The organism is Kitasatospora sp. A2-31 (genome assembly GCF_022288725.1).
Lineage (GTDB): Bacteria > Actinomycetota > Actinomycetes > Streptomycetales > Streptomycetaceae > Kitasatospora.
The window spans coordinates 106,017-125,419 of sequence record NZ_JAKNTA010000004.1; the positions used below are offsets into that span (position 1 = coordinate 106,017).

Genomic DNA, 19,403 nt, shown 5'->3' on the forward strand with positions numbered 1-19,403 from the left:
GGGCGAGCGCCGGGGCCCGGCGCCGTCCTGGGTCGGGGGTCAGGCGGTGCCGGCGGCGGCTGCGCGCCGCCGGCGCTTTCCGAGGGCGGCCTGGGAGAGGTCCTCGGCCTGGGACCGGAGGTTGCGGTAGCCGTAGCCGCGCTCGGTCAGCCAGGCGGCGGCGGCCGTCTCGGCGCGTTCGGTCGCCTCCAGGATGTCCTTCTCGGCCTCGCCCGAGTCGAGGTAGCGGAAGGTGAAGGCGGCGCGCGCGGTGAGGTCGTAGCTGAGGTGGCCCTCGGGGGTGAACGCGGCGCTCAGGATGTCGTGCTCGCCGGCGCGGGCGAGGAGCTCGGTGCGCTGCTCGTCGGTGAGGCCGTCGAAGACGCCGCGGACCAGGATGCGGAAGGTACGGGTGGACATCCTTCGACCCTAGCCAGGGGTTCGGTGCGGTTCCACCGACTTTCGGGGCCGCCGGCGCGGGCCACCACGGGCCCCCGCCGCCGGAGGTTCGGCGGAGGCCCGGTCGTGTCCGGCCGTGCTCAGGCGTCGGTGGGGACGGCCTCGGTGGCCGGGATCGGGGCGGGGGCCGGGGCCGCGGGCGCGTCCGTCAGGGACGGCCAGCGGATCTGCGTCGCGCACAGCGAGACGATCGCCGCCGAGGCCGCCACCGCGCCCATGCCCCAGGTCAGGCCGCTGCCGTTGGCGATGAACCCGATCACCGCCGGACCGGCCAGCAGACCCGTGGTCCCCATCGCCGCGACCAGCGAGAGCGCGTCGGCCCCCTGCCGGGCCGCCGCCACGTAGACGCACGGGGTCACGGCCGCGACGCCCACGCCGACGCAGGCGAATCCGAGCAGCGTCGGCACCAGGCCGCCGGCCAGCAGAGCCAGGGCCAGCCCGGACCCGGCCAGCAGGCTGCCGGTCCGGACGATGCGGCCGTCGCCGAAGCGGGTGCGCCAGCCGTCGGCGAAGAGCCGGGCCAGCACCATCATGACCGAGACGACCGCGATGCCCAGTGGCGCGAGCGAAGGCGCCGCGTGGACGGCGTCCCTGAGGTAGAGCGCCGACCAGTCGTTCATCGCGCCCTCGGTCACGGTGCCGAAGACCATGGCGAGGCCCATCCAGACGGTCACCCGGGACGGCAGGGTGAGGCCCCGCCGCTTCGGCCCGGCCGGGGCGTTCGCACGGGCGTCCGCGGGGGCGTCCGCCGGGACGTCCGCGGCCGCCGGCTGCCGGTCGTCCGTCAGCAGCCCCGGCCGGGCGAGGCCGAGGACCAGCAGGAGCAGCGCGGCCGCCACCCCGAAGTGGACCTGCAGGGACGTGGTGAACGCGTTGACGAGCGAGGCGAGCAGCGCGGCCAGCAGCGAGCCGCCGCTGAACGTGGCGTGCAGCCTGGACATCGCGGTCCGTCCGTGGGCGAGCTCGAGCGCGGCGCCCTGTGCGTTCATCGCGACGTTCAGGCACCCGACCGCGACGCCGTCGCAGAAGACCACGAGCAGGGTGACGGGGTAGGAGGGCGCCACCGGGAGCGCCAGCAGCACCGCGGCCAGGGCGAGCGCGGAGAGCACCGACAGCAGCCGCGAGCCCAGCCGCTTCATCAGTACCGTGACCAGCGGGAAGGAGACCGCCGCCCCGATCCCGCAGACCATCAGCAGCAGGCCGATCTCGGCCTCGCCCAGACCGAGCCGGGTCCGTAGGGCGGGAAGGCGCGAGACCCAGGTCGCGTACTGGAAACCCAGGAAGAGGAAGAGTGCCGCGATGGCCAGGTGGGCCCGGCGGTACTCGTCGCGAACGCGGAACATCGGCATCAGCCCACCTCGACTCTGGGTGCCGACCCGGCCAGCAGGTCGTAGGCGTGCGGGGCGGCGTCCGGGACCGTCGGGGTGGCGGCCAGGGACATCGACATGTAGACGGCGCGGTCGCCGTAGCTCGCCGGCAGCTCCACCGAGGGATCGGCGCGGTAGCCCAGCGGCGCCCAGAGGACGTCGCTGCCCCGGACCGCGACCAGGGAGACGGTGGCGAAGCCGCGCGCCCGCGCCGTCCCGGCGAGGTGGTCGAGCATCACGGACGCCAGACCGCGGCCGCGCAGCTCCTCGGCGATGACCAGGTCGTGCGCGTGCATGTTGTCCGGCGCGGCCGCGGGGTCGTCGGGGCCGGCGGCCTCGGCGCGGCTCAGGTCCGGGCACCGGTACAGCGGGTAGGGCAGCGCCAGCAGGTAGCCGCCGAACCGCCCCCGGTACTCCAGCGCGAAGCAGGTGTCGGGCGAGGCCCGGCCGCGGGACTCCAGCGCGGCCCGGCCCTCGGAGAGACCGCTCGCGGCGTAGGCGCGCTCCTCCAGCGCCACCACGCCGTCCCAGTCGCCGGGGGCCAGCGGGCGGATGCGGATGCCGTCGGGTGTCTCGGCCATCTAGGAGGAACCTCCGGGGGAAGCGGCGCCGGCACGGACGCAGGTGTACGGGAGCGGCTGGAAGCCGTTGAAGCCCTGAGTCATGTACGCGGTGGCGTACGCGCCGCAGGAGAAGATCCAGACCGGGTCGCCCGAGGCGGCGGCGGCCGGTACCCGGACCAGTCCGTCCTCGTGGGCGTAGGCGTCGTCGCTGTCGCAGGTGGGGCCGGCGACCACGGCCGGGACGGTCGCGCCGGGCGTGCCGGACGGGCGCGCGGCGGCGTGGGTGGGGAACTCCAGCCGGTACTGCAGTTCGTCCATCTCGTACAAGCCGTTGAACTTCCCGCAGCTCAGGTAGAGCCAGTGCCGGTCCTCCCCGGACGGTTCCCGGCGCGCCGTCAGCCGGGCCACGTGGGCGCGGATGGCCCCGTGGTCGGCGACGAGGTGGCGCCCCGGCTCCAGCAGGAAGTCCAGCGGGGACGACGACACCTCACGGAGCCGCTGCACGCCCTCCCGGATCACCGCGAACATCTTGTCCACCGGCGGGTCGAGCGGCCGGCCCCGCTTGTCGAGGACCCCGAGGGCGGGCAGACCGCCGCCGAGGTTGACGTGGTCCAGCAGGATGCCGCGCCGGTTCAGCGTCCCGACCACGGCGGCCAGCAGTTCCAGCGCGCTCTGCCAGGCCTCGGAGGTCATCTGCTGCGAGCCGACGTGGACCGAGAGCCCGGCCGGGGTCAGCCCCGCGGTCCGCGCCGCCTCCAGGATCAGGACGGCGTCCTCGGGCGAGCAGCCGAACTTCCGGCTGAGCCCCCAGAGGGCGCCCTCGCCGCTGGTGGCGAGGCGGCAGAACACCCGGGAGCCCGGGGCGTGGACGGCGATCGCCGCCACGTCCGCCAGGCTGTCGGTGGCGAAGTCCCGCACGCCGAGCCGGTACGCCTCGGCGATGTTGCGGTCGGACTTGACGGTGTTGCCGTAGTGGATCCGCCCGATCGGGACGCCGGCCCGCAGGGCCTGCTCGATCTCGTGCGGGCTGGCCGCGTCGCAGCCGGCGCCGAGCTGCGCCAGGCAGGCGAGCACCTCGTCCACCGGGCAGGCCTTCAGGGCGAACCGCACGCCGACCCCGGGCAGTTCGCGCAGCAGCGCCGCGTACTGCGCCTCGATGCCGTCCAGGTCGTAGATGATGCGGTCGTCGGTGGCGGCCGCCAGGGCGGCGCGCAGGGTGCTGTCGTGCGGGAACGTCGGCTGCCGGGGCGTCGTGACCGACGGCTGCGGGGGCGTCCCGTGGGATGCCCGGCGGGGTGCCGGGTCGGGCGATCGGTCGGGCGCCTGGCCGGGAGCTTGGCCGGGAGCTTGGCCGGGAGCTTGGTCGGATGCCGGGTCGGGCCCCTGCCGGGGCGCCCGCTCGGCCGTCTGCCGGCAGCTGCGGAGCGCCGTCCCCGCGCGGCCGGTGGGCGTACGGCCCGTTCTCGTCCCGCTCATCGGGCCGTCCGGTCGAGTCCGGTGGCCCGGGCCGCCGCGACCAGGGGGGCCCAGGCCTCGATCAGCCGCGCGAAGTCCTCGGTGTCCGCCTGCGCCTCGTCCAGCAGGCGCTGCCGCCGTGACGCCAGGTGGTCGGCGAACTCGGCGTACCTGCCGCCCAGTCGGCGGTAGCACCGGTCGAGGACGGCCAGCCGGCGGACGTTCTCGGCGCGGTCGGCGCCGGTGCTGCGCCGCACCGCGGCCGCGACGGCGTCCGCGCGGACTCGGTGCTCCTCGTCGAGGAGGGCCTGCGCCGCGTCCTCCATGAAAGAGTAGACGGGGTGGAGGTAGAGCATCGACAGCAGGAACTTGGCGAACCGCAGCTGGTAGGCGGTGAATCCGGGCCCGGTCCGGCGCTCGGGCGTGTAGTAGTTCACGATGTTGCGGTTGTGCACCACACCGGGCAGCGTCGCGTCGCGGACCACGTGGAGCAGGAAGTAGTCGCTGCCGATGGTGTCGGTCGCCGGCGGCAGCGGGACGCGCTCGTACACCTGGTGGTCGAGGGCGATGTTGCACATGTCCACCCGCCAGATGTCCGGCAGGTCCAGGACCGACCGGTCCGCGCGGAAGGGCTCGGTGCCGGCGCCGACGAAGGAGTCGTCGACCAGCTCCCGCCGTTCGTCCTCCGTGGTGCCCGTCGGGGCCCAGAGGCCCACCACCTCGTAGTAGGCGGCCTCGTCCAGTTCGCGGATCTCGCCGATGTCGACGGAGAGTTCACCGACGAAGGAGCTGCCGACCATGGCGACCGGCTTGTGGGCGTGCACCTGGGCCAGGGCGGTCTCGGTGACCGCGCCGGCGGCGTCGGCGGCGCGCCGGCCGATCGAGAGCAGCTCGTGGTGGATCGGGAACACCGGTCGGCCGTCGAGGAGTTGGTAGGCGCTGTCGGAGTCGCGGCGGTGCACGGAGGTGCAGCCGAGGGCGGCGGCGAACAGGAACGCCCGGTTGGTGCAGGCCCCGTAGGAGACGGCGTCCGGGAGCATGAGGTCCAGCAGCGTGTCCGGCTCGGCGGCGGCTGCACGGTGGATCACCGCGCGCAGGAAGGCGCGCTGGCGGGCCTCGTCGAAGTGGTGCACGACCACGCCCGGTACGTCGGGAAGCGCGGCAACGGCCTTGGCGTGCACGGCGAACGTCGGCTCGTCGGAGGAGTCGAGGATCAGCAGGTGCACCTCGGCGCCGAAGTGCTCGGCGGCGTGGGCGGCCTCCTCGCCGATCGCCGCGACGGTGTCGGCACAGGGCCGGTTGGTGGGCAGGGTCAGGCAGATCCGCGGTCCTGCGGTGGGGCTGGTGGTCACTGGTCGGCGTCCTGCGGTGCGGTGGCGGGCTCGGTAAGGGGCGCGGGGGAGTTCCCGGTCGGGGTGCGGGTGCCGGCTGCGCTGCCGGCGGGGGTCGGCGCCGCGGTGCCCTTCGGGTCCGGGCCGTGCCAGGAGCGGAGGCCGAGCAGCTTCTCGCCGAGCTCGTCCAGCTCCGCGCGGCCGTACCGCAGCGACTCGTGGCGGCGCGCGTCGCCCACCAGCGTGCGGTTCCAGGTCGGTGTGGAGAGGTCGCGCCAGGACGCGATCCGCGAACGCCGGAGCTCCTCGTGCTCCTCCAGCGCGGGCATCATCGAGAGGTACTGCACGGCCCGGACGCCGTCCGCCGAGGTGTTGCGGGCGACGCCGTGGGCCAGCAGCCCGTTCCAGATCAACAGGTCACCGGCCTGCAATTCGGGCCGGATGACCGGGAATTCGGACCGGTCGATGGCCGGTCGGATCGGGTCGCGGTCGGCCGGCTGGGTGGCCTGCCACTGGTTGAAGCGCCGGAACAGCTCGGGGTTGCACTGGAAGCCGCCCTGGTCCGGGCGGGTGTCGTCGAGCGCGATGATGCCCTGGACGCGCTGCGGCAGCATGCCCTGGGTGGTGTCGACGTCCCAGTGCAGCTCGATGTCGAAGCCCGTGTCGGTCGGCTCGATCAGCGCGCGGTCGCGGGTGCGGACGTTCGGCGGGTTGAGGTTGAGCCGGTCCAGCGTCACCCACAGCTCCTCGCAGTCCCAGACGTCGACGAACGCGTCGTAGACGCGCTGCGACTGCCGGCTGTCCCAGAGCAGTTGGTGCTGGTAGGCCTCGACGAAGCCGTAGACGTGCAGGTGGAGGTCGAGCTCGTCCCGGAACTCCCGCTCCTCGTACCAGCTTTCCGGATCGTTCGGGTCGAGTCCCTGGAACTCCCAGGCGAAGTCGAGCAGTTTGCGGGCCGCCTCGGCCGGGATCGCCTCCTTCACCACGACGTAGCCGTAGGTCTGCCAGAACGCGTAGTCCTCTGCGGAGAGGACGCGCAGCGGGCGCGTCTTCTCGATGTCCTTCAGCGGGGTGCGGGCGAGGTAGGACTCGCCGTCGTTGCTGAAGTACGGGCGGTCCGACGCGGCGCGGTAGAGGTATCCGTCAGGGGCGGGCATGTGATCACTCCAAGGGCGTGCTGGACCCGACCGGGTGGGTGTGCGGGCGTACGGGCGTGCGGTCGGGTCGGCGTCCGGGCGGAGGCGCGGCGGCGGGCACGGCGGTGCCGCGGTACGCGCCGGGGCCGGCGTGAAGGGTGGGCGGGTGAAGGGGTGGTGCGTGAGGGTGGTGCATGAAGGGGTGGGTCCGCCGCGGCGGACGGCTCGGGGCGTGGGCCGGTGCCGTCGGTCGAGGGCGCGGCGGGTGCGGGCGGCGCGGCCGTCCGTGCGGACGAGGCCGGGCCGGGGTTCCTTCCTCCTTCTGCACTGCTCCGGTCTGCGCCGATCGGCGTGCTCGTCACAGGGCGTTGACGCCTTGGTGGACATGCGGTGGGACCGGCCAACTCGCATGTCCGGCATGGCGTCCCGCCGGGACTCTCCGCCGTGTCGAACGTTCTTGCCCCTACGGTGGACTAGACCAACTTCCGGTGTCAACCCTTGTCCGGCGGTGGCCGGATGACGGCGGCTCCGTCACCCGGACCGGCGGTGACCTGCAGCGGTCCGGCAGCGTGAAATCGGCCGGGCGGGTGCCGGGTGAGTGCTGGGCGGACTGCCCGAAGGGGCAGTGTGCCGTGCCCGTTCGGGCTTCGCGAGGGGCTGCGGGAACGGTCCCGGCGGCGTTCGGGAGGGCGAACGCGCGGGCGCCCCGGGTCGGCCGTGGATTCGGCCGGCCCGGGGCGCCCGGTGTGCGGTCTTTCGGTGCCCCCGGTGGATCCGCTGGATCGGGTGGATCCACCGGGGGCGGTGGCTCAGTAGCCCTGGACGGTCACCCAGTCGCCGGACTGGGACTTGGGCACGTTCACGGTGGTGTGCCAGAGCCGGGTGTTGGACGAGCAGTCGGTCGAGGAGTAGGACTGCAGGTTGACGTCGTACTTCCACCACCAGCCGGCAGCCGCCTTGCTGGTCTCGTTGAAGTAGTAGAGCCGGAAGCAGCCCTCGTTCCACTCGTTGTCGTTGTTGTATCCGGAGATCTTGAACGACTGGGCGATGTTCGAGTTGTTGTGCCAGGCGATCTGCTGCCCGTTGGTGCCGGCCGAGGCCGGGGTCGCGGTCGCGACCAGGGTTGCGGTGGCCATGGCGGCGACGGCCAGGGCGCCGACGCGAGCCGAGACGGACTTGCGCATGCTGAAGACTCCCCCGTGGAGATCGATGTGCACGCCACAAGATCGCGGCGGCCGCGGACGATGCTAGCCCTCGACGGGGATGCCCGGCCGGGATTTTCGGAACCATCCGATCGAATGCATGGCTGCCCCGCAGGTCAGGCCGGTGCCGGGCGTCCGGACGCGTCCTGGTGGGGACGGTGGCCGGCCCCCGCAGGGGCCGTTCGTCTGCCACCGGCGCGTCTCCTGCCCCGGCCCGCCGACCCGACCGGCGTCGGCCGGGTGTGTCAGGCTGGTGGGGACGGGCTGGAGCGCGACCGAGGTCGGGAGGCTCGCGATGGCCGAGATCAGGGTGAACGGGGTGTCGCTGTACTACGAGGCCCGGGGCTCCGGGCCGGGCGTGGTGCTGGTCCACGGGTCCTGGAGCGACGCCGACAGCTGGGCCCGGGTGGTGCCCGGGCTGGCCGAGCAGGCCGGCGTCGTCGCCTACGACCGGCGCGGGCACAGCCGCAGCGAGGACCTGCTCACCCAGGGATCGGTGCACGAGGACGCCGCCGACCTGGCCGGGCTGATCGAGGGGCTGGACCTCGCGCCCGCCTTCGTCTGCGGGGACTCCTACGGCTCGCTGATCACGCTCCGGCTGGCCGCCGCCCGGCCCGACCTGCTGCGCGGGATCGCCGTCCACGAGCCGCCCGGGACGTCCCTGCTGCTCGCCGACCCGGACCTGCGGCCGATCGGGACGGCCTTCGCCGGCCGGATCGCCGCCGTGCGGGAACTGCTGGAGCAGGCTGAGTCGGCCGCGGCGGCCGAGCTGTTCGTGGAGACCCTGGCCTTCGGCCCGGGCGCGTGGGCCCAGCTGCCCGCCCCGATCCGGCACACGTACGTTCGCAATGCGCCGACCTACCTGGACGAGCTGCGCGACCCGGACGCGCTGGACCTCGACCTCGCCGCGCTGTCCCGCTACCCGGAGCCCGCGCTGCTCACGCAGAGCGACGACAGCGCGCCGATGTACGGGGAGGTGCTGGACCTGATCGACCTCGCGCTGCCGAAGCCCGAGCGGCACCTGTACGAGGCCGCCGGTCACGCTCCGCACCTGTCGCAGCCGGAGGAGTGGGTGCGGGTCACCCTGCCCCGCATCCTGGGGTAGGTGAGGCGGGAGCGGGGGCGGGCGCGCGCGGGGGGGCGCCCGCCCTGCTCGGTGGGCGCCCGTTGAGCGCCCGCCCGTCGAGCGCCCGCCCGTGACCGCGGTACGACGTGAAATCCCACCCGTAGCCGCCGGTACCGCGGTTGCCGAGCCGGGCCGTTCCCGTGCCCAGGCCGTTCCCGTGCTCAGGCGGTGCCCGGGGTCTTGCGGGTGGTCACGTTCATCCGGTTCCAGGCGTTGGCGGTGAAGACGAGCGCGATCAGCTGGGCCAGCTGCTGCTCGTCGAAGTGCTGTGCCGCCTCGTCGTACACCGCGTCCGAGACGCCCTGCGGCAGCAGCGTCACCGCCTCGGCCAGCGCGAGCGCCGCCCGCTCCTGGGCGGTGTAGAGGGAGGACTCCTCCCAGGCGCCCAGCTGGTGGACGCGCTCCTCGCTCTCGCCGGCCTTGCGGGCGTCGGTGACGTGGTAGTCGATGCAGTAGGCGCAGCGGTTGATCTGCGAGACGCGGATCTGCACCAGCTCGACGAGCACGGGGTCGAGGCCCTGCCGGGCGGCTGCATCCAGGGCCAGGACGGCGCGGAAGACCTTGGGGGCAGCGGTGGCGAAGTTCATGCGCTGGGGGATCTGGACCGTTGTCATGTGAACGAGCCTAGGAGAGGCGGTGGCCCGAACCATGGTGCACTCTCGGTATGGGTTCGTGGGTCAATTCGGTGGTGTCACGACCGCGGCCGTCAGGCGCCCAGAGCCTCCCGCACCGCGTCGACCAGGCGGTCGGCGCGGGCGTCGCCGTGGCCGATCATGCGGTTGGCGACGTAGGCGAAGCCGATGCCGAACTCGTCGTCCCCGAAGGCGAACTGGCCGCCCGCGCCGTCGTTGCCGAAGCTACGCGCGCCGAGCATCGGGCGGAAGGCCGGGGAGCCGAGCAGCACGCCGGAGCCCCAGCGGGCGCCCATGTCGAAGCCCAGGAAGCCGGCGCCGGAGGAGAGTTCGCGCAGCGCGCCGGTCACCGTCGCGGGGGAGAGCAGCCGCGCCCGGCCGTCGACCCCGGTGACCGCGGCCGCGTACACACCGGCCAGACCGGTGGCGGAGGCGACGGCGCCCGCGCCCGGCAGCTCGATCGCGTGCAGCGCCGGGTCGTTCCAGCCGTGCGGCTGGTCCAGGCCGGGGAAGACCAGTGCACCGTTCATCGTCACGATCCGGGTGAGCAGGTGCTCGGGGCCGGGCATCGGGCGGCGCCCCTCCGCCTCCACCAACCGTGCCAGTCGGCCGAGTTCGACCTCCGGCAGGCCGATCCAGGCGTCCAGGCCGAGCGGCTCGCCGATCGCGGTGCGGAAGTACGCCCCCGGCGTCAGCCCGGTGATCCGGCGGACCACCTCGCCGACCAGGAAGCCGAGCACGTGGCCGTGGTACTCGTGGCTGGCGCCGGGCTCCCAGAGCGGTCGCTGCTCCTCGATGGCGCGGACGACTGGCGTCCAGGCGGCGATCTCGTCGAAGGCGGGGGAGGCGTCCAGCGCGGGCAGGCCGGCCCGGTGGCCGAGGACCATCCGGCAGGTGATCGCCTCCTTGCCGTGCTGCGCGAACTCGGGCCAGTAGCGGGCCACCGGGGCATCGAGGTCGAGGAGGCCCTGCTCGGCGAGCAGATGGGCGGTGACGGCGACCAGGCCCTTGGCGCAGGAGAACACGGGCACGAGCGTGTCCGCCGTCCACGGGCGCCCGGTCTGCTCGTCGGCGGTGCCGGCCCAGAGTTCCACCACCTTGCGACCGCCGGCGAACACCGTCACGGCGGAGCCGAGTTCGGGGAAGTCGTCCCAGTTGCGGGCGAACGCGTCGGCCACCTTGCCGAAGCCCTCGTCGGCCCACCCGTGCTGCTGCCGTTCCATTGCCGCCGTCCTGTTCCCGTTGGTCCGGTCGCTGCCGATCGGCAGCCCCTGCTGCGTCGTCCGAGGTGGTCGCAGGGGGATTCGGACGTGCCGGTCCGACGGTGCGACCACGATCGAGGACCGGGACACGCTACGGGAGAGGGCCTGGCGGACGGAACCGATTTCCGCAGGGACGGCGGCGTGCCCGGGGCGCTGCGGGGTGGCGAGCCCGGCCCGCCGGCGGAAGGACCTCGGCTCCACCGTGTGGGAAGCGCAAGGGAGGTGACGCTAAGGTGCCAGGCGTGACAGCAGTGAGCGGGGCACTGATCGGGGGCCGGTACCGGCTTCTGGAGTTGATCGGGCAGGGCGGCATGGGCCGTGTGTGGCGGGGGCAGGACACGACGCTCGGACGGGACGTCGCGGTCAAGGAGGTGCTGCTTCCGCCGGGAGTCGGCGAGCGCGAGCGGGACGAGTTGGTCCAGCGCGTACTGCGCGAGGCCCGGGCGGCGGCGCGGCTCAACCACCCCGGCATCGTCACCGTGCACGACGTCGTCGAGTACGAGGGCGCCCCCGTCATCGTGATGGAGTACGTCACCGGCAGGTCGCTCGCCGCGGCGCTCGCCCGCGGCGGTGCACTGCCGGTGGAGCGGGTCGCCGAGCTCGGCGTGGCGATGGTGAAGGCCCTGCAGCGCGCCCACGCGGCCGGGATCGTCCACCGCGATCTCAAGCCCGACAACGTCCTGCTGACGGACGATCGGGTCGTCATCACGGATTTCGGCATCGCGCACATGGCCGACGCGACCACGGCGCTCACCCGCACCGGCGCGGTCATCGGCACCCCCGCCTTCATGGCCCCCGAGCAGTTGGAGGGGCGGCCGCCCACCCCCGCCAACGACCTGTGGTCGCTGGGCGCGACGCTCTACGCGGCGGTCGAGGGGGAGGCGCCGTTCAGCGGCACGACCTTCGGCGCCCTCTGCGTCGCCGTGGTGACCAAGGAGCCGAGGCCGCCCGTCCGTGCGGGCGTCCTGGCTCCGGTGCTGGCCGCGCTGCTCGCCAAGGACCCGGCTCACCGGGCCACGGCGGAGCAGGTGCTCGCGGCGCTGGAGACGGTGGCGCGGACGGGTGTGCTGCCCGGCGGCCTGCCGGTCGGGCCGGTGCCGGTGCCGACGGCGTTGGACGCCGGGCCGGTGCCGGGCGGGGCGGTTCACGGCGGCGTCGCGGCGGGCGGGGCCGGTGCGGCCGAGCCGTTCCGGACGGGGCGGGTGCAGGTCGGGCCGGTGGCGTCGGACGTGCAGCCCGATCCGGTCGGTCAGGCCGGGGTGCCCGGGCAACCGGGAGGGTACGGGCAGTCGGGAGGGGTTGGGCAACCGGGAGGGTTCGGGCAGTCGGGAGGGTTGGGGCAGCCGACCGCACCCGCGGCGGATGCCGTGAACGCCCCACCCGCCGTACCGCCGCGCGCGGGGGCGTACCCCGTGCCGTCGTACCCCGTGACGTCGCCCCTCGCGCCCGTTCCCGGCACGCCGGGGCCCGGGGCGTCCGTCCCCGCCGCCCGTTCCGGGCCGACCGCGGTCGGGGCTGCGGTGGTGCGGTTCCTCGGCTGCGTGGGCCTGATCTGGGCCATCGGCGCCCTGCTGCCCTGGAACAACCTGGGGGACGTGCCGGAGAGCTACTTCTTCATCGCCCTGATGGTCACCGCGGTGCTCGCCCTCCTGCACGCCCTGCCCCGGCCCCGGTGGCACCCCGCCGCGGTCTGGGCGGCCACGGTGACGGCCGACGTGGGCCTGTTCTTCCTCACCAAGGCCGTGCTCCTCGCCTGGCTCGGCGCGCGGACGATCGGCTTCGGCGAGCTGCCGTGGCAGATCGTGGTGAACATGCTGATCCTGGGCACCGGCGCCTGGCTGCTCTGGTTGGTCGTCCCGGGAAGTCGCCAACGCTCCTGACCTGCCGGGGAGTTCGCCGTGGGGCAGGGCGGTTCGTGCTACCCGGCGGGCGACGTGGTCCGCCTGGTGGACTGCCGGCGGAATGTGCTGGACAGCGGACCCGGCGCGTCCGATGGTGGGCGGCATGGAGTTCACCCATCTCGGCCGCACCGGCCTGACCGTCTCCCGGCTCTGCCTGGGCACCATGAACTTCGGCCCGCACACCGAGGAGTCTGACGCCCACCTGATCATGGACACCGCCCACGAGCGGGGCATCAACTTCTTCGACACGGCCAACGCGTACGGGCGGGACAGCGAGGGCAACCTCAAGGGCCGGACCGAGGAGATCATCGGCAGATGGTTCGCCCGGGGCGGCGGCCGCCGCGAGCGGACCGTACTGGCCACCAAGGCGTACGCCCCGATGGGGGAGTGGCCCAACCAGGGCCGCCTCTCCGCCCTCGCCATCCGCCGCGCCGTCGAGGACAGCCTGCGCCGGCTGAACACCGACCACATCGACCTCTACCAGATGCACCACATCGACCGGGACACGCCCTGGGAGGAGATCTGGCAGGCGATGGAGGTCCTGGTCGCCCAGGGCAAGATCATCTACGTGGGCTCCAGCAACTTCGCCGGCTGGCACCTCGCCCAGGCACAGGAGTCGGCCCGCGCCCGGCACTTCCTCGGCCTGGTCAGTGAACAGTCCCTCTACAACCTGCTCGACCGTGCCGTCGAGCTGGAGGTGATCCCCGCGCTCCAGCACTACGGCCTCGGGCTCCTGCCGTGGTCGCCGCTCCGCAGCGGCCTGCTCGGCGGCGTGCTGCGCAAGGAGCGGGAGGGCGCCGCCGTCCGCGGCGCCACGGGCCGCGCCGCCGAGATCCTCGCCGCCAACCGCGATCGCATCCGGGCCTACGAGGACTTCGCCGCCGAGCTCGGCACCGACCCCGCCCACCTCGCGCTCGCCTGGCTCCTCGCCCGCCCCGCCGTCACCGCCCCGATCATCGGCCCGCGAACCCCGGACCACCTCGACGCCGCGATCGCCGCCCTCGACCTGGAACTCGACCAGAAGACCCTCGACCGTCTCGACGAGATCTTCCCCGGGCACCGGCCCGCCCCGGAGGACTACGCCTGGTAGGCGGTGCCGGGCGCGTACGGCGTCCGTGGGCCCGGGTGGCTCCCGGCCGCCCGGTTCTCGGCCGTGCCCACGTCTCGGTCCCGCCTAGTTCTCGGTCCCGCCTGGTTCTCGGTCCCGCCCGGTTCTCGGCCCCGCCCGTTTCCGGGCGCGGGGCCGAGTCACGTCGGTGGCCGGGAGTCGAGTCGGGGTGGAGGGGACGGACCGGCCGCGCGACGGGGCGGGCGGGCCGACCGCGGCCTGCCCGCCGGTCACCGGGGCTCGCTGTGGTAGCACTGCTCCATGACGGAAAGGCCTGCCCGGCGGGGCAGTTATCACCATGGGGACCTGGCCGAGGCGCTGGTGACGGCGGCGTTCGAGCTGTTGGACGAGGAGGGCCAGGCCGGGGTCAGCGTCCGGGAGGTGGCGCGGCGGGCGGGGGTGTCGGCCGGGGCGCCGTTCCGCCACTTCGCCGACCGGCAGGCGCTGTTGACGGCGCTGGCGGACCGGGTGCTGGCGGACTTCGAGGCGTGGCAGCGGGCCGCGGTCGAGGGCGACGAGGGGTCCGCGCTGCGCGCGACCGGGCTGGGTTTCGTCCGGTACGCCATCCGGCACCCGCACCGGTTCGAGCTGGTGCGGTCGCGGGTCTTCGCGCCCTCGCGGCAGCCCGAGCTGGAGCGCCGGCTGGAGGGGATCGACGAGGCCTATGCCGAACTCATCGTCGCCGACCAGGAGTCGGGCCGGCTCCGGCCGGGGGACCCGGCGTTGGTGGGACTGGCCGCCCAGGCGCTGGTCTGCGGGCTGGCGCAGCTGATCATCGACGGGTACCTGCCGATCGAGAAGGCGGAAGTGCTGGCCGCGCAGGTGCTGGACACCTTCGGTCAGGGGATCGCCAACCCCCGCTGAGCTAAAGGCATTTGGCCTTGCGTCAAACCTTGACCGGGTGGTCGGCCGCTGATGTAATCACCGCTTACATGGGTGGACGGAGACAGCTGGAGGCCGATGTGTTCGCCAAACCGAATCCCGGCTACACCACCGCGGGTGCCACCGGGGACACGGTGGTGCTGCTGATCGGCATGCGCATCAACCGCTTCTGGGCCGTCCACCACTGGGGGCCGGTGATGGCGGCGATGTTCCGGATGCTGCACGAGCTGGCCAGGGCCCCCGAGCGCGGGCTGCGCGGACGGATCCTGCTGACGGCCTCGCCGCGGACGTACTACGTCGTCCAATACTGGGAGTCGAAGGAGAAGCTCTACCAGTACTCCGCCGCGCCGGACGCCTTCCACCGGAAGGCCTGGGGCATCGCCAACCGCAAGGTGAAGGCGGGGAGGACCCGGCAGCACGTCGGGCTCTGGCACGAGACCTACGTCGTGCCGGAGGGGTCGTACGAGGCGATCTACTTCGACATGCCGCCGTTCGGCCTGGCGGCGGCCCACGGCGCGCTGCCGGTGGAGCGGCGCGGGCGCCGGGCGGCGGACCGGCTCGCGTACCGGTCCAAGGCCGCGGCGGACACGGTGGGCACTGAGGGCGCGGCGGGCCCTGCGGAGGCAGCGGGCACCGCGGAGGCGGCGGGCAGGGAGGGGGCGGCCGGCGGGGAGGACGGCGTGCCGAAGGCCGCCGCCGGCGGTGGTCCGGCGGACGGTGGCGCGGCCGTCGCCGGGGGTGCCGGCGAGGCGCGCTCGGACGCTGCGGCTCAGTAGAGCAGGCCGCCCATGTGGTCGTCCCCGGCGAGGAGTTGCCAGGAGTGGTCCGGGGTCGCGAAGGCCTCGGGGTCGACGGCGGCCACCGCGTGCTCGGCCACGTGGCCCAGCAGCGCCTGCGGGTCGAAGACCGCCCAGGCCGTGCGGGTCCGCCCGTCCTCCCAGCGCCGCCACTCGGCACGCAGCCGCTCGCGCGTCCAGAGCGCGAACAGCAGCGCGGAGAGGTCCCGGTTGAGGTAGGCCGCGGGTACGCCTGGGTCGTGCCAGGCGGGCAGCTCCAGCCGGCCGGTGGCACCGTCGAGGGCGATCACCAGGTCGTGCGGCCAGTGCGCGAGGGCGAGGTGGTCGCGCTGGTACTCGCGCTCGGCGGCCGATTCCGCCTCGTCGGCGGAGCCGAAGTCCTCCGGGTGGGCCGCGGCCATCGTCCGCAGCGGCCCGGTGGCGGCGACGTCGAGCAGGGCGCCGCCGACCGGCAGGCCGAGCTCGGTGAGCAGTCGGCGGGTGGGGCCGTGGGTGAGTACGTCCGGCAGCTCGTCGGGGTGGAAGCGCCGGATGCCCGCGGTGTCGGTGCGGGCGCTGAGCTCGGCGAGGTCGGCGACGAGCTCGGGGGTTATCTCGTACGCCAGGGAGCCGGGCCCGTCCGGAACGCCGGGCAGGGCGCCCCAGGCGAGGGAGCGGACCAGCAGGGCCGTGTCCCAGTGCGCAGGCGGGGCGGCGTCGTCCCGGAACAGTGCCGGGTCGATCGCCCGCATCCGCTGCCGGACGACGTCGACCACCCCGGCGACGACCGCCGGTCCGCGCTGGCCGTCGATCGCCTCGGGCTCCTCGGCGGCCAGGGCCGCCGCGTCGACCTCGCGGAGCAGCTCGACGAGCTGGGGCAGACCGGTCGCGAGCGGGTCGCGGCGGAGCACGCCGGCGCGTCGGCCGGCCAGGAAGACCTCGCCGGTCACGCCGTCGAGGAGGACGGCGTCACCCTGGTGGGCGGCGTGGGCGGTGTAGGTGGTCTCGCCGAGGACGAAGAGGTGTTCCTTGCCGCCCTCCTCCGCCGCGTCGCTGAACGCCTCCAGGGGTGGCGCGCCGAGGGTATAGAAGTCGAGGAAGGCGGCCGTCTCCGGCACTCCCTCCGCAGTCAGGAAGTCCCGGCTGGGCTGGTGCGCGAGCCCGTCCGGCAGCTCCGCGGACTCCAGCCGCAGGCGCCCGCCCCAATCCTGCTCGATGCCCACGCCTGGCCACCCCCGGGTTGATGATCGTTGATCACCGCCGACCCTAGCGGGCCTCACCGACAGCGCTGCGGCCAGGGCGGCCCATGGCGGCTCGGCCCGGCTCAGGGCAGCTCAGGGGGCTCAGGGCGTCTCGTGGCGGGGGCGGTGGTGGTGAGTGGTGGTGGGCGCGGCGGGTGGCGCGGTCGGGGGTGTCGTGCGGCGGCGGAGCCCGTCCGCCGTGAGAGCGTCGGTGCATGGTGGTCGCGGAGGAAGGCGGACGCGGGGCGGCCGTGGTGCACGAGGTGCCGTACTACGCGCAGTGGGAGTCGCCCGAGCTGGTGCGGGAGATCATCGCCGGCTCGGTGAGTGCGGCGGACGATCCGCGCTGGGGCGCGTCGGGGGCCGCCACACCGGAGGAGTACGAGTACTGGTCCTGGCGGCTCTGCGGGGTCGCCTGCCTGCGGATGGCGCTCGACCACTGGTGGGGCGTCGCGCCGTCGGCGATGACGCTGGCCGGTGAGTGCCTATCGGCCGGCGCCTACGAGCGTGACGGCGACCGGGTGCGCGGGCTGATCCACACGCCCTTCGCCACCTACGTCCACGATCGCTGGGGACTCACCGCTCAGGCAAGGGAGTTGACGCCCGAGGAGGTGTCGGCCGAGGTGGCCGCCGGGCGGCTGGTCATGCTGTCGGTGCACCCGGCGGTCCGGCACCCGGACGGGCCCGAGCCGCAGCGGCGGGGCGGGCACCTGGTGCTCGCGGTGGGTACGACGGGGACGGCGCTGGTGATCCACAACCCTTCGGGGTTCGCGGGCGAGTCGCAGGCGTACGCGCACGTCCCGTGGCGGCACTTCGAGCGGTTCTACTCCGGCCGGGGGATCGTCCTCGGCCCGCCGGAGGCCGTCGACGGTTGAGGTGGTCGAGGTGGCCGAGTCGGGTGGCCGGTGGCCGGTGGCCGGTGGACGTCCGGCCGCGCTGGGCGTGACCCGTTCGGGTGAGCTGCGCCGCGCGTGAGCTGCGCCGCGCGCGAACCCGCCTCGGTGGCGGTCGCACGCGGCGCGGGGTATCGGCTCACGCACGGGTCAGGCCGTCGTCTCCGGCAGTCCGATCGGATTGACCGGGGGCAGGGCGGCGCGACAGAGTGCCGCGATCGGCTTGAGCGCGCCGGCGAGCCGGTCCAGTTCGGCGCGCGGCTGGTCCTGCCAGACCCGGGCGGCGGCCAGGTCGGTGGCCGCCTCCAGCGCCTGGTGGCGGAGCCGCCCGGACTCGGTGATCGCCCCGTGCTCGGTGAGCCAGCCGCGTTCCGCCAGCCGGGCGGTGGCCGCGTCCCATTCCTCGTCCGTCCAGCCGCGCATCGGCTGGATCGCCTCGCGCCGGGCGTCCAGGGCGCAGCGCACCACCAGCGCCTCACAGCCGTCCAGCCCGGCCGCGACCAGGGCGCCGACGTGCCCGTCGCCCCGGTGCTCGCGCATCACCGTGGCTGCCTGCCAGAGCCGCCCGTACAGGCCGGTCGGCCGGGGGAGCGCGGCGTTCGCGGCGGCCAGCACCCGGCCCGCGCAGTCCAACCGGGAGACGGCCTGCTCCAGCCGCTCGGTGACCAGCTCGATCCGCTCCCGCTCGACGTGTTCGAGCAGCCGTTCCAGCGTCGCCGAGGCTCCCTCGACCCGGGCCGCCAGCGTGGTCTCCGGATCGGCGCGCTTCCAGACGTCCGGGAGCGCGCGCTCCACCATCCCCGGCGCGAACCCGAAGAATGCGGCCACCACCGGCGGGGCGTCCACCGGGCCCAGCGGCGCCGCGCGGCCGGCGAAGTAGCCGCGCCAGCCGCCGCGCAGTCCGGCGGCCTCGAAGGCGGCGCGCGCCTCGGGTGCGAAGTAGGTGATGGCGTGCACCGGCTCGAAGAGCCACCAGAGAGCGCGGGCGGGGTGGACGGGACCGGTCAACGGAGGGCCTTCCTCGGAGGGGAGCGCCGGGGCGCGCGGACGGTGGGAGGCGCCGCACAGGGCGGATGGCCGGCCGCACAAGGCTGATGACCGCGGCGGCGGCCGGGGTAACCCGCATGCGGTGTGACGAGGGTCACGGTGAGGTCTCACGCCTCGGAACCCGCCCCGTTCGGTCCCTCCGGCCTGCCGAGAGATGATGGGCCGAGGTGCCCGTTCCCGGCACCGGAACCCTCGCACGAAGGCATTCGGTAATGGCGCAGATCAACCCCAGCATCCTGTCCGCGGACTTCGCGCGGCTCGCCGAGGAGGCCGAGGCCGTCAGGGGATCGGACTGGCTGCACGTCGACGTGATGGACAACCACTTCGTGCCCAACCTGACGCTGGGCGTCCCGATCGTGGAGTCGCTGGCCCGGGCCACCGACATCCCGCTCGACTGCCACCTGATGATCGAGGACCCGGACCGCTGGGCCCCGCAGTACGTCGAGGCCGGCGCCGGCTCGGTCACCTTCCACGTCGAGGCCGCGGCCGCGCCCGTCCGCCTCGCCCGCGAGATCCGGGCCAAGGGCGCCCGCGCGTCCATGGCTCTGAAGCCCGGCACGCCGATCGAGCCGTTCGAGGACCTGCTGCCCGAGCTGGACATGCTGCTGATCATGACCGTCGAGCCCGGCTTCGGCGGCCAGGCGTTCCTCGACATCATGCTGCCCAAGATCCGTCGCACCCGGGAACTGATCGACAAGCACGGGCTGGAGCTCTGGCTGCAGGTGGACGGCGGGGTCTCGGCGGGCACCATCGAGCGCTGCGCCGAGGCGGGCGCCGACGTCTTCGTGGCCGGCTCCGCGGTCTACGGCGCGGAGGACCCGGCCGAGGCGGTCGCCAAGCTGCGCGCGCTCGCGGACGCGGCGACGGCCGACGCCTGGTGGGCCTGCGGGCACTGAGGCCAGGCGGGGGCACTGGTCACGCGGCGGGCGCCGCCGTCCGCTCACCGCCCGCTCAACGCGTTGCTCGCCCTCCGCTCCGCCGCCGCTTGCCGTCCGACCGCCCGCCGATCGGTCGCGACCGATCGGCGAGCGGTCGGCGCCCGG

At 74.2% G+C, this 19,403-nt stretch carries 17 protein-coding genes and 1 pseudogene; 7 read left to right on the forward strand and 11 right to left on the reverse strand.

The window, feature by feature from the left end; translation table 11 throughout:
• Nucleotides 1-39: 39 nt before the first annotated feature.
• From MCM47_RS12850 to MCM47_RS12880, 7 genes are all read right to left on the reverse strand, one after another.
• The gene (locus MCM47_RS12850) at nt 40-399 is read right to left on the reverse strand and encodes a DUF6204 family protein (protein WP_238861688.1); all 360 of its coding nucleotides are present in this window, start codon (nt 397-399) and stop codon (nt 40-42) included.
• A 119-nt stretch (nt 400-518) separates the two neighbouring features.
• Nucleotides 519-1,781 (reverse strand): MFS transporter, encoded by a 1,263-nt coding sequence (locus MCM47_RS12855; RefSeq protein WP_238862128.1) that lies wholly within the window; start codon nt 1,779-1,781, stop codon nt 519-521.
• 5 nt (nt 1,782-1,786) lie between these two features.
• Nucleotides 1,787-2,386 (reverse strand): GNAT family N-acetyltransferase, encoded by a 600-nt coding sequence (locus tag MCM47_RS12860; protein WP_238861689.1) that lies wholly within the window; start codon nt 2,384-2,386, stop codon nt 1,787-1,789.
• A complete protein-coding gene (locus MCM47_RS12865) occupies nt 2,387-3,844 on the reverse strand; it encodes a type III PLP-dependent enzyme (RefSeq protein ID WP_238861690.1) in 1,458 nt (485 codons plus the stop codon).
• Nucleotides 3,841-5,175: a DUF6271 family protein gene (locus tag MCM47_RS12870; RefSeq protein WP_238861691.1), complete on the reverse strand. Its 1,335-nt coding sequence runs from the start codon at nt 5,173-5,175 to the stop codon at nt 3,841-3,843. Before MCM47_RS12870 ends, MCM47_RS12865 begins: the two co-directional genes overlap by 4 nt.
• Nucleotides 5,172-6,311 (reverse strand): phytanoyl-CoA dioxygenase family protein, encoded by a 1,140-nt coding sequence (locus MCM47_RS12875; protein WP_238861692.1) that lies wholly within the window; start codon nt 6,309-6,311, stop codon nt 5,172-5,174. Before MCM47_RS12875 ends, MCM47_RS12870 begins: the two co-directional genes overlap by 4 nt.
• A gap of 788 nt (nt 6,312-7,099) precedes the next feature.
• Entirely contained in the window at nt 7,100-7,474 is a 375-nt protein-coding gene (locus MCM47_RS12880) for a hypothetical protein (RefSeq protein WP_238861693.1), read from the reverse strand.
• 313 nt (nt 7,475-7,787) lie between these two features.
• Between MCM47_RS12880 and MCM47_RS12885 the strand changes: the two genes are divergently transcribed.
• Nucleotides 7,788-8,597 carry an alpha/beta fold hydrolase gene (locus MCM47_RS12885; RefSeq protein ID WP_238861694.1) on the forward strand — a complete coding sequence of 270 codons (810 nt, stop codon included), beginning with the start codon at nt 7,788-7,790 and terminating at the stop codon, nt 8,595-8,597.
• Nucleotides 8,598-8,779: 182 nt separating this feature from the next.
• Here MCM47_RS12885 and MCM47_RS12890 read toward each other — a convergent pair whose 3' ends face one another.
• Together MCM47_RS12890 and MCM47_RS12895 are read right to left on the reverse strand one after the other, a co-directional pair.
• A complete protein-coding gene (locus MCM47_RS12890) occupies nt 8,780-9,232 on the reverse strand; it encodes a carboxymuconolactone decarboxylase family protein (protein ID WP_238861695.1) in 453 nt (150 codons plus the stop codon).
• Nucleotides 9,233-9,324: 92 nt separating this feature from the next.
• Nucleotides 9,325-10,473 carry a serine hydrolase gene (locus tag MCM47_RS12895; protein ID WP_238861696.1) on the reverse strand — a complete coding sequence of 383 codons (1,149 nt, stop codon included), beginning with the start codon at nt 10,471-10,473 and terminating at the stop codon, nt 9,325-9,327.
• A gap of 281 nt (nt 10,474-10,754) precedes the next feature.
• Between MCM47_RS12895 and MCM47_RS42555 the strand changes: the two genes are divergently transcribed.
• From MCM47_RS42555 to MCM47_RS12915, 4 genes and pseudogenes are all read left to right on the forward strand, one after another.
• Nucleotides 10,755-12,392 carry a protein kinase gene (locus MCM47_RS42555; RefSeq protein ID WP_308222318.1) on the forward strand — a complete coding sequence of 546 codons (1,638 nt, stop codon included), beginning with the start codon at nt 10,755-10,757 and terminating at the stop codon, nt 12,390-12,392.
• Between the two features lie 124 nt (nt 12,393-12,516).
• Complete coding sequence (locus MCM47_RS12905; protein ID WP_238861697.1) at nt 12,517-13,503, forward strand: aldo/keto reductase; 987 nt, start codon at nt 12,517-12,519, stop codon at nt 13,501-13,503.
• 279 nt (nt 13,504-13,782) lie between these two features.
• Nucleotides 13,783-14,385, forward strand: a complete 603-nt coding sequence (locus MCM47_RS12910) for a TetR/AcrR family transcriptional regulator (protein ID WP_238861698.1) — start codon at nt 13,783-13,785, stop codon at nt 14,383-14,385.
• Nucleotides 14,386-14,483: 98 nt separating this feature from the next.
• Nucleotides 14,484-14,984 (forward strand): annotated as a pseudogene (locus MCM47_RS12915) (DUF4188 domain-containing protein); the annotation flags it as partial.
• 188 nt (nt 14,985-15,172) lie between these two features.
• On the opposite strand, the gene MCM47_RS12920 reads toward MCM47_RS12915, so the two are convergent.
• The gene (locus MCM47_RS12920) at nt 15,173-16,402 is read right to left on the reverse strand and encodes an SUKH-4 family immunity protein (RefSeq protein ID WP_238861699.1); all 1,230 of its coding nucleotides are present in this window, start codon (nt 16,400-16,402) and stop codon (nt 15,173-15,175) included.
• A gap of 233 nt (nt 16,403-16,635) precedes the next feature.
• On the opposite strand from MCM47_RS12920, the gene MCM47_RS12925 reads away from it, so the two are divergent.
• Nucleotides 16,636-17,295 (forward strand): C39 family peptidase, encoded by a 660-nt coding sequence (locus MCM47_RS12925; RefSeq protein ID WP_238861700.1) that lies wholly within the window; start codon nt 16,636-16,638, stop codon nt 17,293-17,295.
• Between the two features lie 168 nt (nt 17,296-17,463).
• Here the strand turns inward: MCM47_RS12925 and MCM47_RS12930 are convergent, their stop codons facing one another.
• Nucleotides 17,464-18,321 carry a hypothetical protein gene (locus MCM47_RS12930; RefSeq protein WP_238861701.1) on the reverse strand — a complete coding sequence of 286 codons (858 nt, stop codon included), beginning with the start codon at nt 18,319-18,321 and terminating at the stop codon, nt 17,464-17,466.
• Between the two features lie 251 nt (nt 18,322-18,572).
• Between MCM47_RS12930 and rpe the strand changes: the two genes are divergently transcribed.
• Nucleotides 18,573-19,256: a ribulose-phosphate 3-epimerase gene (gene rpe / locus MCM47_RS12935; RefSeq protein WP_238861702.1), complete on the forward strand. Its 684-nt coding sequence runs from the start codon at nt 18,573-18,575 to the stop codon at nt 19,254-19,256.
• Nucleotides 19,257-19,403: the final 147 nt, after the last annotated feature.